We start from the raw sequence: 15,844 nt of genomic DNA on the forward strand, positions 1-15,844 counted from the left end.
CGTAGGGTCCGAGCTACCTAAGACCCGGTAGGCCATCTGCCGTCTTGCCTGAGAGTGAGTCCCGTGAGCAAACCAGCGCCTGGTTACGCGTCCCCTGTCGTAGAAGAACTACACGCGAAGAAGGGAGTATTCGTCAATGGCGAGTGGGTTGCTGGTGCATCGGGGACGTTCGCGGTCGATGACCCCGCGACTTCGGAGGTGATCGCCCAGGTCGCCGACGGTAGCTCGAGTGACGCCACTGCTGCTGTCGATTCCGCCGCAGCATCGTTCATATCGTGGGCTTCGACCCCGCCACGGGTGCGCAGCGCGATGCTGAGCAAGGTCCGCGACCTGATGCTGCGCGATAGCGACCAGCTCGCGGAACTGATCAGCTTGGAGAATGGTAAGTCTCGTGCGGACGCTCGTGCTGAGGTCGGCTATGCAGCGGAGTTCTTCCGCTGGTACGCCGAGGAGGCTGTTCGTCCCGGCGGTGGCTTCGGCGCAGCACCAGCCGGCGGGTCACGGACGATCGTCACGCACGAGCCTGTCGGGGTCGCTGCATTGGTGACGCCGTGGAACTTTCCGGCGGCGATGGCGACTCGGAAGATTGCACCGGCTCTTGCGGCTGGCTGCACGGTGGTGTTGAAGCCCGCCGCCGAGACGCCGCTGACTGCGATCGCGGTGACGCGGCTCATCGCTGAGGCTGGCGTGCCCGCGGGCGTCGTGAATCTGGTGCCAAGTACGGATGCGGCAGGCGTTGTCGAGACCTGGCTGAGTGACCCCCGCGTGCGCAAGATCTCCTTCACGGGTTCGACCCGTGTGGGACGCGAGTTGCTTCGCCGGGCGGCCGACAGGGTTGTGAATACGTCCATGGAGCTCGGCGGCAACGCACCGTTCGTCATCACCGAGTCCGCGAACCTTGACGCGGCCGTTGAGGGAGCGATGATTGCCAAGTTCCGCAACGGAGGGCAGGCATGCACCGCTGCCAACGGCTTCTTTGTGCATGAGTCAGTGGCAGAGGAATTCACGGCTCGCCTTGGTGCGGCGGTAGAGGCATTGGTCGTCGGTTCGGCAGCAGACGGCGCGGAGATCGGACCGTTGGTGTCACGTGAAGCGGTGGAGAAAGTCGAGGGCCTGGTCGCCGATGCGCTGAGCCACGGCGCGCGTGTGGCGCATCGTGCACCACTCCGCGATGAGTTGCGCAGCGGTGGCTACTTCTACCCGCCGACAGTCGTGACCGGCGTTTCGCCGGATGCGGCGTTGGTGCAGGAGGAGATCTTCGGGCCGGTCGCCCCGATCGTCCTGTGGCGTGACATCGACGCCGTGCTCAGTCTCGTGAACGGGAGCGAGTTTGGTTTGGCCGCATACGTTTTCGGCGAGCTGGGGCAGGCCGTACGACTTGGCGAACGTATCCATGCCGGCATGGTCGCGATCAACCGTGGCATGATCTCCGACCCGGCTGCGCCGTTCGGTGGAACGAAGCAGAGCGGAGTTGGGCGAGAGGGTGGCCGGGCTGGACTCGAGGCGTTCCTGGAGACGAAGTACTTGTCCGTCGACTGGGTATGACCTAACGCACTGGTCTGCCAACTCGTGTCGTGGTTTGGTCGTAACCGACTTCACGGATGACGCCGCATCGGGCGCACAAGTACTCCGGCTTCTTGTCGATAGGCAGGCCGCGGGCCGGCTGTTCGTACGCTTTATGAGCTCCGCATGGTCGGGCTGTCGTGCGCCCCAACTCAGGAAGGGCCTCGAGTGTCTTCACCTACGACCGTGTGGGCTGGACTCGGGTTCAAACGATGCGGCGAATCGTCTCAACGGCACGGGTGAGGTACGCCTCACGGCGGTCATTCTGATGGGCGATAGCAAGGTCAACCGTTGCCGCCGGGGCGACGAGTGGACGATAGACGACGCCGTCGACCTTCAACGTGGTGGCGGGCTCGGGCACCACAGCAATGCCGAGACCTCCGGCGACGAGCGTTATGAGGGTAGATATCTCGCCAACTTCGTGGCTAATGTCCGGCTCGATCCCAGAATCGTGCATCAGCCCGGTTACCACGTCGAAGATCACTGATCGGCGGTCGGCGGAGTGCACGATCAGGTCACTCCCGGCGAGCTGCTTCCAGCGCACGCGTGGGGCTGAAGCGAGGTGGTGCCCGCGGGGGAGTGCGACCAGCAGCCGGTCTCGTCGGACGGGGATCACCGTCAGGCCAAAGTCATCCACTGGCGGTCGCAGGACGGCGATGTCGATGGCTCCGTCGCGCAGCGCTACGGCCTGGTCGGATGCCAGCATTTCACCCCGGTATGCAAAGTCCACTGCAGGCAGTTGACTTGCCAGGGCACGCGACAGCGTTGGCAACAGCGCATACGTGACGGACTCGACGCAACCAACAACGAGGCGCCCTACCGACCCAGCCGCAACACGACGCGCGTTGTCAGAGGCATCGTCGATGTCGCGGAGGATGAGGTGCGCCCGTTCGAGATAGAACCGACCAGCCGGGGTGAGTGTGACGGTCCTGGTGCTGCGCTGCAGCAGTTGCACGTTGAGTTCAGTCTCGAGTCGTTGAATCCCCGCCGAGAGCGTGGCCTGTGCGATCGTCAGTCGTTTTGCGGCGCGCGTGAAGTGTTGTTCCTCGGCGACGGCGACGAAATATCGCAAGTGGCGGACGTCCATGAGCAGACCAGTCAGCCGACGAAAGACGTTGGATCCACGCGCGTGAGCAGGCCGGTCAACGGATCGCAGGCGCGGTCAGCTGCCTCGAGACGATCACGACGCAGGTATGCGGTCTTGACGAGTTGACCACCGAGAAAACGGGCTGGTTCAGGCGGCAGGCCTCGGCCTGCGGGTGGGCGGGTCAAGAACGACGTCGACAGTTCGTCGGTAGTGCCAGTGGCAAGGCTGGCCAGGATGCGCCCGCCGAGGACCGAGGGCCCAACGCCGTCGCCGGAATAGCCCGTGCCGCAATAGACTCCCGGGTGGTCGTCCACCTGTGTGAAGAACGGCAACGAGGACAGCGAATACTCAACAGGAGCACGCCAATTCGATAGAATCTCAGCGTCGGCCAACGCGGGCACGGCTGCGGCCAGTTGGCTGCGCAGTCGGCTCAGCTGCGGCACCGGGCCGAAGAGTGTGCTGGCGCTTCGCACGCCATATCCCAAGCCAGTGCCGCCCTTGCCGAAGAGCACGTTTCCGTCGTGCATCGTGCGCCAGTAGTTCAGCAGCCGGCCGGAGTCGGAAACCATGGTCGTCGTCGGCCACGGAGCCCGGGGCCGCACCACAACGTTGTCCGATGCGGTCATCAACAGGTGCGGTCGGTACTGCGGCATCCTCGCCGCCCAGGCATTGACAGCAAGCACCACGGTCTCGGCATCCACCGATCCTGAGGCGGTGCGCACCCGGGTGCCTCCAGGGCGGCGCTCGAGTTCCACCATCGGTGACTGCTCGTGTATGACGACACCCAACTCTTGGGCGACGCGAGCGAGCCCGCGCACCAGCCGGCCGGGATGCACCTGATAACAGGTGTCGTCCAGCACGCCGCCCCGCAGGGGGGAGCCAGCCTTTGTGGTTGCGTCCTGCGCGCCGACGACCGTGAACGGTGAGCCGTCGAATTTGGTTGCAGCTTCGACGGATTCGTCCCAGGAGGCATCCTGGCTGGAGTTCGTGGATGCCCACAGCCAGCCGGTCTGACGCGACTGCGCGTCGATGTCGTGGTCGGCGCAGAAGCTGACGAGGTAGTCGACGGCTTCCTTCGAGGCGCGCGCCACCGTGGGACCTTCGTCAGTTCCGCCATGGGCGATCAGTGCGGGCAGCTTCGGCCACAGGTTCATGGCGAAGCCGGCGTTCGTGCCGCTCGCGCCGGCACCGCACACGGAGGCCTCGAGAAGGACGACGCTCATCGACGGGTCGCGGCGCAGCAGCTCCAGGGCGGTCCAGAGCCCGGTGTAGCCGCCGCCCACGATGCACACGTCTGCGCGGACGTCTCCCCGAAGCGTGGGCCGCGCCAGAAGCTGCGGTTCGGTGCGGAGCGCGTCTTGCAGCCAGTAGGACCGACAGGCAGCGGGGGTCGCGGTCAGCTGGCGCACCTGCGTCCGGGAGAACCCGACCGTTGTCGGTCGTGTCATCGGGGAGCCACCTCCGGCCGTGGGCGTGACACCGGGGTCAGTGGGATGAGGCCACGCAGTTCGCCGTCGTAGTCCTCCTCGTGCCAGCCGAGGATCCGCTGCTCGCGGATGAACGGCAGCGGCTCGGCAGGGTTCGGTGAGTCGATCTCCCGCGCCAGCCGGTGACCGTCGAATACCGACTCGGCGATCACCCGCGGCTCGACGCAGTCACCGATTCGCAGTACACGCTCGACGTCGTGGGCTCGCAGCGCTTCGGGGTCCGCTGTGAGTCGTTCGTAGAGATCGTTGCGTGAGCGACGTTGAGTGACCAGGACGATGCTGTCCGCGGACCAGCTCATCTCGCGACCCGGGTGGTAGCTGTGGTGTCCCGTGATCATGCCCGGCCGGACGGAGGTGACGACGTGACTGGGCACCAGTGTTACTCCGAGCTCGAGCAGTGCGTGCATTGCGTGACCGCCTTCGTCGGTGAAGAACAGGTAGGACCCGATCTGGTCGGCGGGAGACACGAGCGTGACCTGCTTGCCGTCCATTGCGAGCTTCTCGGCGATGCTGGAGCCCATGAAGTAGCCGTCGCAGTCGTACACCAGTACCGAATCGCCGGGCACCTCGCACGCGCGCACCATCAGGTCCTCGGGCGTGAACACCAACTCTGGGTGCTCGGCCGCGCCTCGAAGCGGGGCGTGCGTTTCCGGGCTGGTCCCGCTGCCGTCCCAGTCGGCTCCGGTGGCGACGACCACGGTCTGGGCGCCATACTCCAAGACGTCATCGACGCCCATCGACGTGCCGGTGAGGACCGTGACGTTGTTCAGCTTCGCGAGCTGCGCCTCCCGATACTCGACCAGCCGCCGCCAAGTGCGAAGGCCGGGCAATTGCGACACCCAATTGACGTGGCCGCCTATCCCGGTCTCGCGCTCGACCAGGTGGACGTTCGCGAAGCCGCGCTCGCCCAGCACCCGGGCGCACTCCATCCCGGCCGGGCCGGCACCGACGATGAGTATGGCGTCCTCAGCGCGCTCCGACGGGTTGAACCGCTCGGGGTGCCAACCGCGGCGGTATTCCTCGCCAACCGTGGCGTTCTGGGTGCACACGATTCGCCCGCCGCCGTTGTTGAAACGGGACACACAGATATTGCAGCCGATGCATTCTCGGATGTCGTCGGCGCGGCCCTCCCGGATCTTGGTCGGGATGAACGGGTCCGCGATGGCTGGCCGCGCCGCGCCGATAATGTCGATCACGCCGTCCTTGACAGCCCGGGCCATGAGTTCCGGGTCGGTGAACCGGCCGACGGCAGCGATTGGTTTGGTGGCGTAAGGCCGGACCTGTTCTATGTAGCTGCGCTGCCAGAACGGCTCGAAGAAGCGCGAGGAGCTGACGTCGTCCTCCAGATGACCCACTTGCATGTCCCACAGGTCGACCAGCCCGTCGAGCAGTTCGACGACGGCCACCCCGTCATCGGCAACCTTGAACGCCTGCTCGGAATCGTCGCTGAACTGGTCAAGGCAGAGCCCGGCGACGATCGCGCAATCGGTACCTACCGCCTCCCGGACCTGCTCGATGGTCTCCCGCCAGAAGCGGGTGCGGTTTTCGATCGACCCGCCGTATTCGTCTGTGCGATGGTTCCAGTAACGCCACAGGAATTGCAGCGGCAGGGAGAACCCTTCTCGAGCCGCCACCTGTACCAGGTCGAAGCCGAGGTCTCGAGCCCGGATCGCGGCGTCGACGTAGGATCGCTGGATCCGCCGGATGTCGTTCTTGTCCAGCGCGTAGCAGGAGTGACCGGACATTGCGCTGGTCATTTGCGAAGGGCCCCCCGCGGGTAGCCGTGTGACGAACCCAGTGTGATCAGGGCCCATATAGACCAACTGCACGCCGGCCAACGCGCCGAATTCGTGGACCCGGTCGACCATCAGACTCAGGTTGGCTTCATCGCGCCGGTCGATCAGTCGGGCCTGCACCCAGGGTGCGTCGTCGCTCTCGGCGTCGACGGCGCAATACTCGGTGTTGACGGCTGCCCAGCCACCTTCGGCGCGCATGCCGCGTAGGTAGGCCTGCGCGCCCGGGTATTCGACGCCGAGCCCGGAGCAATGCGGTGCGACGTAGAACCGGTTCCGAAATGTCTTCGGGCCAACCGTGATCGGCTCGAACAGCGGTGCATGGCGGGGGTCAGTGCTCATAACCACACGCTAGGGCTGGGGTGCAGATCGGGACTCTCAGCATTCCGGCAAAGCCCAGCCGGATCTTGTCGGAGCATGAAGTGGCGTGCCGGAGCCCGGAACCGGAGACTGGCAGCACCGCTGCGGCGGTCCCCTGAACTTCGAGCAAGGAGTGCCCCATGATCCGACACGTGTTCGCCTGGAAAGTCGCGGAGGGAGCCGACAACGCTCGCGCGATCGAGCTGCTGAAAGACTTCTCCACCAAAGTCGACGTGGTGCGCTCTTTCGAGATCGGCGCACACACCGGGGATCCCGGCGACAACGGCGACCCGTGGGACGGCGCGCTGATCACCGACTTCGACGACTGGGCGGATCTGGACACCTACTCCGACCATCCCGCGCACGTCGAACTGCTGGGGGACCTGCTGCCGCTGCTGTCCGAGCGCGCTGTCGTCGACTTCGTGCGGGAGGCGTGATGACCCAGGTGGCGCGGCGAGCCGGCATCGAGGTCGCGACGAGCCCATACGGCCCGGATGACGAGAAGGGCGCGCTGAACAAGCTCGACCCGGTGCGCGGCGCCGCGCTGCTGGCCCGCGCTGACGCCTCCACTGTCTATGACCTGAGCATCGACTACTTCGTCGGTATGCCGAGCTTCCAGGCCGCCGGTGATCCCTCTTACCAGATCTACATGAGCCACACGCCGCAGGGCACGGCGGTCGACAACCTCAACGGACAACCCGACGAGACTAACCGGCACGTGTGTTATTCGGGCGACGTCATCTTCATGTACACGCACACCGGCACGCACATTGACGCGCTCAACCATTTCGGCGTAGACGGGAAGATCTACAACAACTTCACCGTCGAGGAGAACCTCGGTTCACGTGCCTGGACCAAGGCTGGGGTGGAAGTCATCCCGCCGATCATCACCCGCGGGGTGTTGCTCGACATCGCCGGGCTGAAGGGCGTGGACTGCTTGCCAGACTCCTACGCCATCACCGTCGAAGACTGCCAGCGGGCGCTGGATGCGGCGGGGCTGACCCTCGGCGACGGAGACGTCGCGTTCGTCCGCACTGGCCGGATGCGTTACTGGCCGGATGGCGCCAAGGTGCTCGGGAACCCTCCCGGGCTGAGCCTCGACACGGCCCGCTGGATCACCGACCAGGGCATCGCGATCATCGCCTCCGACCAGGAATGCATCGAGGTCGGCCCGTCAGAGCACGACGACAACTGGCTACCGGGACATTGCCACTTCCTGGCAGAGGCGGGTGTGCCCATGCTGGAGCTGGCGAACCTGGAGGAGCTGGCACGCGACGGCGTCACCGAGTTCTGCCTCGTCGCGGCGCCGATCCGGTTGCGGGGTGCTTCCGGTGCGCCGATCCGGCCGCTCGCGATGCCCCTGCGGACCAACTGAAAACAGAATTCTCCCGGAAGGAGGGTGTCATGAGTATGCCGACCGTCGCGGTTGTCGGTGGATCGATCGCTGGCCTCACCGCCGCCAACGTCCTGCGCGACATCGGGTGTAACGTCAACGTCTACGAACGCACGCCGCAGCCGTTGTCCGGCTTCGGCACCGGCATCGTGGTGCAGCCCGAACTGGTGCGCTACCTACTGGAGCGCACTGACGGGACGCTGGACGATGTGAGCGTGCCGAGTTCGGCCATGCATTACTACGACGCGACGACCGCGCACTTGCGCGGGCAAGTCGATGCGTCGTGGCGCTTCACCGCATACAACGCGATCTACCAGAAGCTGCTCGACGCTTTCGGATCCGAGCGTTACCACCTGGGTCACGCGCTGACCCGACTCACCGACGAGTCCGGCAAAACCCGGTGCCAGTTCGCCGACGGCAGCAGCGTCACCGCGGACCTCATCGTGTGCGCGGACGGAGGCGGCTCGGTCGCACGCAGCCAGCTGCTCGGTGTCCAAACGGAGTATGCCGGCTACCTGACCTGGCGCGGCATGGTCGACCACAATGACGTGTCCGAGGCCACGTGGGAATTCTTCAGCGACGCGTTCACCTACGGGCTGCTGCCCGACAGCCACCTCATCGCCTACCCGATCCCGCAGGTCACGGCCGAGGGGCGGCTCACCGGCCGACCGCGGTTGAATTTCCAGTGGTACTGGAACGTGCCCGCCGGGCCGGAATTGGACACATTGATGACCGATTCCTCCGGGCACCGCCGACCGGTGTCGGTGCGCTACACGGACCTGGCCGCCGAGACTCTCCAAGAGTTGCGCGGTCGTGCCCGGGCGCAGCTATCGGGCCCCTTCCGCGAACTAATTGAGCGGGTGCCTGAGCCGTTCTTGACCAGCGTGACCGACGCGCAGGTCGACACGATGGCGGTGGGCAACGTTGCGCTCATCGGCGATGCGGCCTTCACACCGCGACCGCACGCGGCGGCAGGAGCAGCCAAGGCTGCCGATGATGCCTGGCGTCTCGCCGATCACCTGACCGAAGCCGATGGCGACGTCGCGGCCGCACTGAGAGCCTGGGAGCCGGAGCGGCTCGCTGTCGGGCGGGCCTACCTTGCGAAGGTTCAGGCAATGGGGCAGGCGCTGCAACACGGCGGCGACTTCCCGCCCGGCGCCAGCCGGTTCCGATTCGGGCTGCCCGACGTGTCGCGGGCCGGACTGTGAGTGTGGGCTTGGGTCGCCGACCGGCGACCGAGTGTGATCAAGGAGTGAATAATGCAACTGGTGAATGAGTTCGAGGTCGAACTCCCCCCGGAGCAGGCGTGGACCCTGCTGACCGACGTGGAGAAGGTGGCACCATGCCTACCCGGCGCGTCGATCACCTCCGTTGACGGCGACGAGTTTCACGGTCAGGCGAAGATCAAGGTGGGGCCGATCACCGCGCAGTACAAAGGTGTCGCCCAATTCACCGAACTCGACGAGTCGGCCCGGCGGGCCGTCTTACTCGCTCGCGGCAAGGACTCCCGCGGTCAAGGTGATGCCACCGCAACCGTGACCGCGCACCTGAACCCTTCAGGGACCGGCACTCGGGTCACGGTGGAGACCGACCTGGCGCTGACCGGCAAGGTGGCGCAGTTCGGGCGCGGAGTCCTGGCCGATGTCAGCGGGGCACTGATGGGCCTGTTCGCGCAGCGACTGCAGGAGATGGTCGCCGCCGAGAGCGGTCCGGGCACCGCGATCGCACCCCAGACCGCCCCGGCCGCACCACAGGACGCACCGGTCGCGGGACCCACAATCACCACGCCCGCCCCCGTGCCAGCACCGCGCATCGGCGGCGACGACGAGGTGCTGGATGTGCTGGCACTCGCAGGCGGCGCCTCTTGGTCGAAGCTGCTGCCCGCCGGTGGGACGGTCGTCTCGGTCGCCGCAGCGCTGATCAGCGTGTTCGCCGCAGGGTATGCCGCCGCGCGAGCCCGCTCGGGCGGGCACTAGAGCCAGACAGCCCACGGCTGCCGAGAGGAGTTGCAGGATGAAACCACCGACATTCTCGTATGTTGCGCCGGGCAGCGTCGAGGAAGTGACGCGACTGCTGGCCAGCGACCCGGACGCCAAGATCATCTCCGGGGGGCAGAGCCTCATGCCGCTGCTCGCGATGCGGCTCGCAGGTCCCAGCATGCTCGTCGATCTCAAGGCGGTCAACGGCCTTGCCCGGATCGGGATTGGCGAAACCGAGATCACCATTGGCGCGCGGGTCACCCATCACGACATCGAGAGTTCCGCCGAACTGGCAAGCGCGCTGCCACTGTTGCCGTTTGTGGCACGATTCATCGCCCACCCACAGATCCGGTCGCGCGGAACGCTGGGCGGGAGCGTGGCGCACTCCGATCCTTCGGCGGAGTGGCCGACGGTCCTCTTGGCCATGGACGCGACGATTGACGTGGTAGGCCCGAGGGGCGGCCGGTCGATCGCGGTGGACGACTTCTTCACCGGACCGTTCACATCCTCGATGGCCTTCGATGAGGTCCTCGTGGCAGTGCGTGTCCCACGCGCCGACCGACGCTGGGCATTCCAAGAAGCCGCACGAAAGGCTGGTGACTACGGCCTAGCGATCGTTGCAGTCACCGCCGGCGTCGATGCCGACGGCCGACTGCATGGTTGTCGGGTCGCTGTCGGTGCCTGCGTCGGCACAACGACCCGATTGCGAGACGTCGAAGACGCCATTGATGGAGCAGTCCCCGGCGAGACGCTCGCGGCACGTGCCGAGGCGGTCGCCCGGGACAGCGTGCAACCGATCTCCGACATACACGGCAGCAGTGAATATCGCCGTCGGCTGCTCGGCAACTTGGTCCGCCGCGCCGTCACAGATCTCACGAACGGACAATGACATGACCACGACTCCACAGGAATCGCTGCACGTCAGCGTCTCGGTGAACGGCCGTACGTACCGCGCGCAGGTAGACGCACGAAAAACGCTCGCGGACTTCATCCGAGAGGACGCCGTGCTGACCGGCACCAAACTCGGCTGTGAGCACGGTGTCTGTGGTGCGTGCACGGTGCTGGTGGACGACGCCCCGATGCGCTCGTGCTTGATGCTGGCAGTGCAGGCCGACGGACGCCACGTCCGTACCGTCGAGAACCTCGCCGACGGCACCGAACTGAATTCCCTGCAGCAAGCGTTCCAACGCAACCACTCCCTCCAGTGCGGGTTCTGCACGGCGGGAATTCTGATGTCCGCGACCGCGCTGCTGGAGCAGAATCCGACTCCGACGCGTGCGGAGATCGTCGAGACGGTCTCCGGCTCGCTCTGCCGGTGCACCGGTTACGAAACCATCGTCGCCGCAGTCGAAGAGGCCGCGGCACCGGCGGAGGAGCGCTCCTGATGGACGAAACGCTGCAACACATCAAGACACCGGTCGTCGCGGCGCGCGCCATCGGCACCCGAGTGCTCCGCTCGGAGGATCCCCGGCTCCTGAGTGGCCGCGGCGTATTTCTCGCCGACACGGTCCTGCCGGGCGAACTCCATGCGGCCTTCGTCCGCAGCCCAGTGGCGCACGCACGCATCACCCGCATTGACGTGTCGGCGGCACTCGCTCTGCCGGGCGTCTTTCTCGCGTGGACCGGCACGGACGTGCTACCGCATTGCGAGGGTCTGGTCGGCGAGTTCGCCGTCCCAGGATGCAACGCCACCACCATGCCGCTGTTGGCAACGGGGGAGGTGGTGTATGTCGGTGAGCCCGTCGCTGTTGTCGTCGCGGAATCCCGTTACGCGGCCGAGGACGCGGCCGAACTCATCGAATGGGACTTCGAGGAATTGCCGGTCGTCGTGTCGGCGGATGCCGCCCTCGCAGGTGGCGACGTCGCAAACAGTCAACTGCCCGACAACATCGGCATCACCGGGGGAGCGACATACGGCGACGTCGAGCTGGCCTTCGAGCAGGCCGACCAGGTTGTGAGCGGGCGCTACTACACCGGTCGCGTCTCCGCCGCACCGATGGAGACTCGTGGTGTCATCGCAAGCTACGAATGGGCTTCCGGTCAGCTGCGGGTGTGGTCCGGCTCGCAGATGCCGCACTTCGTGCGGTATTGCCTCACGGCGTACCTCGGCTTCCCGGAGCAGTGTGTCGAGGTCATCGCACCCGACACTGGTGGTGGGTTTGGTCAAAAAGCACATGTTTACGTGGAGGAGATGCTTCTTCCGCTGCTTTCGCGGGAGCTGGATCGTCCGGTCAAATGGGTCGAAGACCGCCGGGAGAACCTCATGGCCGGCACTCACGCTCACGAGCAGTATGTCGACATCGCGTACGCGCTGGACGACACCGGACGCATCACCGCGGTGCGGACTGACGCGCTCGGCGACGGCGGCGCCTACCACGCTCCGCCGTGGTCGATGGCGGTCGAGCCGTGGTGTGCGGTGGTGATGACGCCGACCGGGATCTACGACGTTCCGGCAGCCGAATACTCCTACACCGCGGTCGCGACCAACAAGACGCCGATCGGTGCCTACCGAGGCGTCGGCTATATGGCCGGCACACTGGCCCGAGAATGCCTGGCCGACGACGCGGCTCGGGCGCTCGGCATGTCCCCGTTCGACTTTCGCCGGTCCAATGTTGTGCGCGAATTCCCGTGGACCAACCCACAGAACATCGTGTACGACGAGGGCAGCTGGCTGGAAACGATCGACGCGCTGGAGGAGATGGTCGACTACACGGCCTTCCTGCAGCGGCAGGCTGAGCTACGGCTTCAGGGACGGTACCTCGGGCTCGGGCTCAGCTGCTTCGTCGAGAGCAGCGGCGAATCCACCGCAACCAGTAAGGAGCACGGCCTGGGTGATGTCTACCACGACACAGCCACGGTCCGCATGGACCCGAACGGCACAGCGACCGTCACGGTCGGGCTGACCGCGCAGGGCCAGGGTCTGGCCACCACAATGGGCCAGATGGCCGCCGACACCCTGGGCATCCGCGTTGAGGACATCACCGTCCGCATGGCGACCTCGACCAGCCAGGCCTACGGATCGGGCACTGTCGGTAGTCGCGGGGCAGTGATCGCGAGCGGCGCGGTGGCCCGGGCAGGCGGCATCATCCGGGAGAAGGTGCGAGCGGTGGCCGCGCACATGCTGGAGGCGTCGGAGAACGATATCGAGCTGGCGGACGGGACCGCCTCGGTCGCCGGGGCCCCGGACGCGAAGGTCGCGATCGCCGACGTAGCAGCCGCGATCTACTTCGACATGACCGCATGGCCGGAGGGCTTCGATCCGACCCTCGAGGCGACGCTGGCCTACGACACGGCACGCCCAATGTTCAGCAACGGCGGGCACGCGATGATCGTCGAGCTGGACCCGGACACCGGATTCGTGCGGTTCGAGAAGGTCTTCTCGGTGGAGGACTGCGGAACGGTCATCAACCCCAACGTCGTCGAGGGCCAGATTCGTGGCGGGGTCGTGCAGGGCATCGGAGCGGCGGTCTTCGAAGAACTGTCCTACGACGCGTCGGGGCAGTTGCTGTCCACGACGTTCCTGGACTACGGGCTCCCGACCATGGACGTGGCGCCGCCATTCGAGATCCGTCATCTGGAGACACCGTCCGCGCACACGGCCTCCGGGGTGAAAGGCATGGGAGAATCTGGGCTGATCGCGGCGCCCGCCGCTGTCCTCAACGCCGTCAACGATGCGCTCACCCCCTTCGGGGCCGTGCTGCGTGAGCTTCCGCTCACCCCTGAGAAGGTCTTCAGCGCGATGAACGGATCTTCTGCAGGAGAAGCTTCATGACGTCGCTCTTCCGGGCAACCCTGCTACAAGTGGGGTATGGCGATGACGAGTCGCTTGCCGATCGCGTCGACCGGGTTTGCGCGTGGATCGGATCGCTGCCGGACACCGATCTCGTGATACTTCCCGAATTGTGGGCACACGGCGGATTCGCGTCTGGCACCTGGGCCGCACAAGCCGAGTCCATAGATGGCACAACGATTCAGCGCCTGTCGCGGGTTGCCTCGCAGAAGGGGATTTGGCTGCACGGCGGGTCCATCATCGAGCGGGCTGCGGCCGACGAAGATCAGGGCCCGGACGGGCGGGGACTCTGGAACACCTCGGTGCTGCTGGATCCTGCTGGGGCCGTGCAGTTGACGTATCGCAAGATTCACCGGTTCGGCTTCGGTGAGGGAGAGCCGCGACTGCTCGAAGCGGGACAAGAGATCGCCGCCACCGATGCCGTTCTGAGGTCGAGGCACACGCGGCTGGGACTGGCAACCTGCTACGACCTGCGCTTCCCGGAGCTCTTCCGGCAGCTGACCGAGGCATCCGCCGAGGTGCTTCTCGTGCCGGCAGCTTGGCCGCTTCCGCGGGTCGAGCATTGGCGGTTGTTGGGCCGGGCGCGCGCCGTCGAGAACCAGGCATGGGTGCTGCAGTGCAACACCGCCGGCACCCACAGCGGGACCACCATGGGCGGGCACAGCCAGGTGATCGATCCTACTGGCGAGGTGGTAGCTGAGCTCGGTGTCGACGAAGGGAGCCTGACGGTGGATCTGGACCTCGACCTTGTCGCGCAGACCCGGCACGGCTTCCCGGTGCTGGCCGACCGCCGGATCCGCATCGGAGGCGGACCGTCCTTCACACCTGAAACGAACGCCGGATAGGTGGAAAGGGCTTCTCGCCGCGGACCGGGATCCGCAGTCAGGCCAGGCCGCGAGCCCGCAGCACGACCCAGAGGCGACTCGCGTCGTCCGGGTCATCGAGGTCGACGTCGGCGACCCGTGCAACCGTGTTGATGCGGTGCCGCACCGTATTGCGGTGCACCTGCAGCGCCCGTGCGGTGTCCTCCCAGCGTCCGCGGTGCTGCAGGTAGGACACCACTGTCTTGACGAGTGTGTCGTCATGGCCGGCGAGCAAGCGCTCCAGCTGTGCTTCGGCAGGCCCGAGCGAAACTCCCGGATCTTGCACGACCTGGCCGTCGGGCGCCCGTCGCACCTCGCCAAGCAGCCACCCGGCGTACCGGGAGATCGCTGCGACCGGCATCACAGGCGAAGCGACGGCGGCCAGTCGCAGGGTGCGCACGTCGTCCAGCAGTCCTTCGGCGATCGCCGCGTCGGCCACCACCCAGACCTCATCCCTGTCGTCGGCCAGCCAGAGTTGGGAATCGTCAAGGCGACCTTGCTCCCATCGGTCCAGCAGCTCGACAGCTCCGAAGATGTCCGTGCACCTGATACGAATCAAGCTGGCATGCAGCGGGATTCGGCTTTGATGTAGCGAGTCGCCGAGCGCACGTGCTGCGTCGACGGCGCCATCCACCAGCAGCTGCGCGATGCAGGAACGTTGAGTGCGGGCCTGCACCACCACCTCGTGGTCCCGATGCAGTTGCAGCGCGAGGAGCGAGCACGCTGCCAGCTGCAGCTGGCGGTCCAGCGCCGCCGCGGGCCTGGGACAGCCCATCGCGATATGGCCGACCAGTCGCTCACCACGGGCGAGCGGCTGTACCACCACGTCTTCGTCTCCGACCGGAAAGGTCGCCGACGAGTGCGGGCCGCTGGCGTGCACTCGCCGCAGCTCGCGGGCGGTCTCCCGGGCGGCATCGCGGCGGTTCCGCGGCCACACCTCGACCACCCGGCCGGTGGCGTCCAGTCGTGCTGCCCACCCATGCACCGCGGCTCCGAGGGTGCGCACGACCTGACTCATCGGATCACGGCGCATGGCCGAGCGCACCAGATCGTGGTAGGCGCCCAGTGAACTGCTCAGCTGCTCGTGCTCGCCGCTCGCCAACTGATTCCAGAACGCGCGGCTGACGGTGAGGAAGGGCGTCGGCGCAGGCACCGACAGCAGTGGCAGGCCCACGATCTCGCAGGCCCGACGCAGCGAGGCCGGCACCTGCGCGTGGATCGGCCCCAGGCCGAGACCGAACGCCGCCACCTCGGCCCGGACCAGGCGGGCGGCATACGCGCGTGCCTGAGCGAAGTGCCCCGTGAGACTCATACCGGTGCTCAATAGCAACTCGCCGCCGGCCAGGTAAGGCGTCGGGTCGGTGAGTTCGCTGACATGGACCCCGGTGATCTGCACCGCGGTGACCGGCAGCGGCACCTCCGGCCGCAGATCGTCACCTAGGGACGACGTGAGGTCGGTCAGGTTGATCATATGGTCATTATATCCAGTATAGAGCCAGTGATGCAGCAGAACATCTAATGCGGCATCC

Annotated in this window: 13 protein-coding genes; 9 read left to right on the plus strand and 4 right to left on the minus strand. The window is 66.3% G+C overall.

The genetic code is table 11. The annotated features are described in order from the left end of the window. The first annotated feature begins 63 nt into the window (after positions 1-63). Entirely contained in the window at positions 64-1,545 is a 1,482-nt protein-coding gene (locus IEX71_RS04590) for an NAD-dependent succinate-semialdehyde dehydrogenase (protein WP_188835720.1), read from the plus strand. Between the two features lie 223 nt (positions 1,546-1,768). Here IEX71_RS04590 and IEX71_RS04595 read toward each other — a convergent pair whose 3' ends face one another. Genes IEX71_RS04595 through IEX71_RS04605 form a run of 3 tightly spaced genes read right to left on the minus strand, consistent with a single transcriptional unit; the run spans position 1,769 to position 6,272 of the window. Then, positions 1,769-2,650: a LysR family transcriptional regulator gene (locus IEX71_RS04595; RefSeq protein ID WP_188835721.1), complete on the minus strand. Its 882-nt coding sequence runs from the start codon at positions 2,648-2,650 to the stop codon at positions 1,769-1,771. 11 nt (positions 2,651-2,661) lie between these two features. Continuing rightward, positions 2,662-4,098, minus strand: coding sequence for an NAD(P)/FAD-dependent oxidoreductase (locus IEX71_RS04600; RefSeq protein ID WP_188835722.1), 1,437 nt, complete (start codon positions 4,096-4,098; stop codon positions 2,662-2,664). Then, positions 4,095-6,272: an oxidoreductase gene (locus tag IEX71_RS04605; RefSeq protein ID WP_188835723.1), complete on the minus strand. Its 2,178-nt coding sequence runs from the start codon at positions 6,270-6,272 to the stop codon at positions 4,095-4,097. Before IEX71_RS04605 ends, IEX71_RS04600 begins: the two co-directional genes overlap by 4 nt. Before the next feature lie 158 nt (positions 6,273-6,430). On the opposite strand from IEX71_RS04605, the gene IEX71_RS04610 reads away from it, so the two are divergent. From IEX71_RS04610 to IEX71_RS04645, 8 genes are read left to right on the plus strand one after another with little or no spacing between them, the layout of a single operon-like run. Beyond that, entirely contained in the window at positions 6,431-6,727 is a 297-nt protein-coding gene (locus IEX71_RS04610; RefSeq protein WP_188835724.1) for a Dabb family protein, read from the plus strand. Further along, positions 6,727-7,665 carry a cyclase family protein gene (locus IEX71_RS04615; protein WP_188835725.1) on the plus strand — a complete coding sequence of 313 codons (939 nt, stop codon included), beginning with the start codon at positions 6,727-6,729 and terminating at the stop codon, positions 7,663-7,665. Before IEX71_RS04610 ends, IEX71_RS04615 begins: the two co-directional genes overlap by 1 nt. Positions 7,666-7,694: 29 nt before the next feature. Continuing rightward, positions 7,695-8,891, plus strand: a complete 1,197-nt coding sequence (locus IEX71_RS04620) for an FAD binding domain-containing protein (RefSeq protein ID WP_188835726.1) — start codon at positions 7,695-7,697, stop codon at positions 8,889-8,891. 51 nt (positions 8,892-8,942) lie between these two features. After that, positions 8,943-9,659: an SRPBCC family protein gene (locus tag IEX71_RS04625; protein ID WP_188835727.1), complete on the plus strand. Its 717-nt coding sequence runs from the start codon at positions 8,943-8,945 to the stop codon at positions 9,657-9,659. Between the two features lie 37 nt (positions 9,660-9,696). Beyond that, entirely contained in the window at positions 9,697-10,551 is an 855-nt protein-coding gene (locus IEX71_RS04630) for an FAD binding domain-containing protein (RefSeq protein WP_188835728.1), read from the plus strand. 1 nt (position 10,552) lies between these two features. After that, a complete protein-coding gene (locus IEX71_RS04635; protein WP_188835729.1) occupies positions 10,553-11,047 on the plus strand; it encodes a (2Fe-2S)-binding protein in 495 nt (164 codons plus the stop codon). Continuing rightward, positions 11,047-13,434: a xanthine dehydrogenase family protein molybdopterin-binding subunit gene (locus IEX71_RS04640; RefSeq protein WP_188835730.1), complete on the plus strand. Its 2,388-nt coding sequence runs from the start codon at positions 11,047-11,049 to the stop codon at positions 13,432-13,434. Before IEX71_RS04635 ends, IEX71_RS04640 begins: the two co-directional genes overlap by 1 nt. After that, entirely contained in the window at positions 13,431-14,297 is an 867-nt protein-coding gene (locus IEX71_RS04645; RefSeq protein WP_188835731.1) for a carbon-nitrogen family hydrolase, read from the plus strand. The genes IEX71_RS04640 and IEX71_RS04645 overlap by 4 nt, the downstream gene beginning before the upstream one ends. 37 nt (positions 14,298-14,334) lie before the next feature. On the opposite strand, the gene IEX71_RS04650 is transcribed toward IEX71_RS04645, so the two are convergent. Continuing rightward, entirely contained in the window at positions 14,335-15,786 is a 1,452-nt protein-coding gene (locus IEX71_RS04650; RefSeq protein WP_188835732.1) for a PucR family transcriptional regulator, read from the minus strand. Positions 15,787-15,844 lie beyond the last annotated feature (58 nt).

It is taken from the genome of Flexivirga endophytica, from assembly GCF_014640635.1.
Classification (GTDB): domain Bacteria; phylum Actinomycetota; class Actinomycetes; order Actinomycetales; family Dermatophilaceae; genus Flexivirga; species Flexivirga endophytica.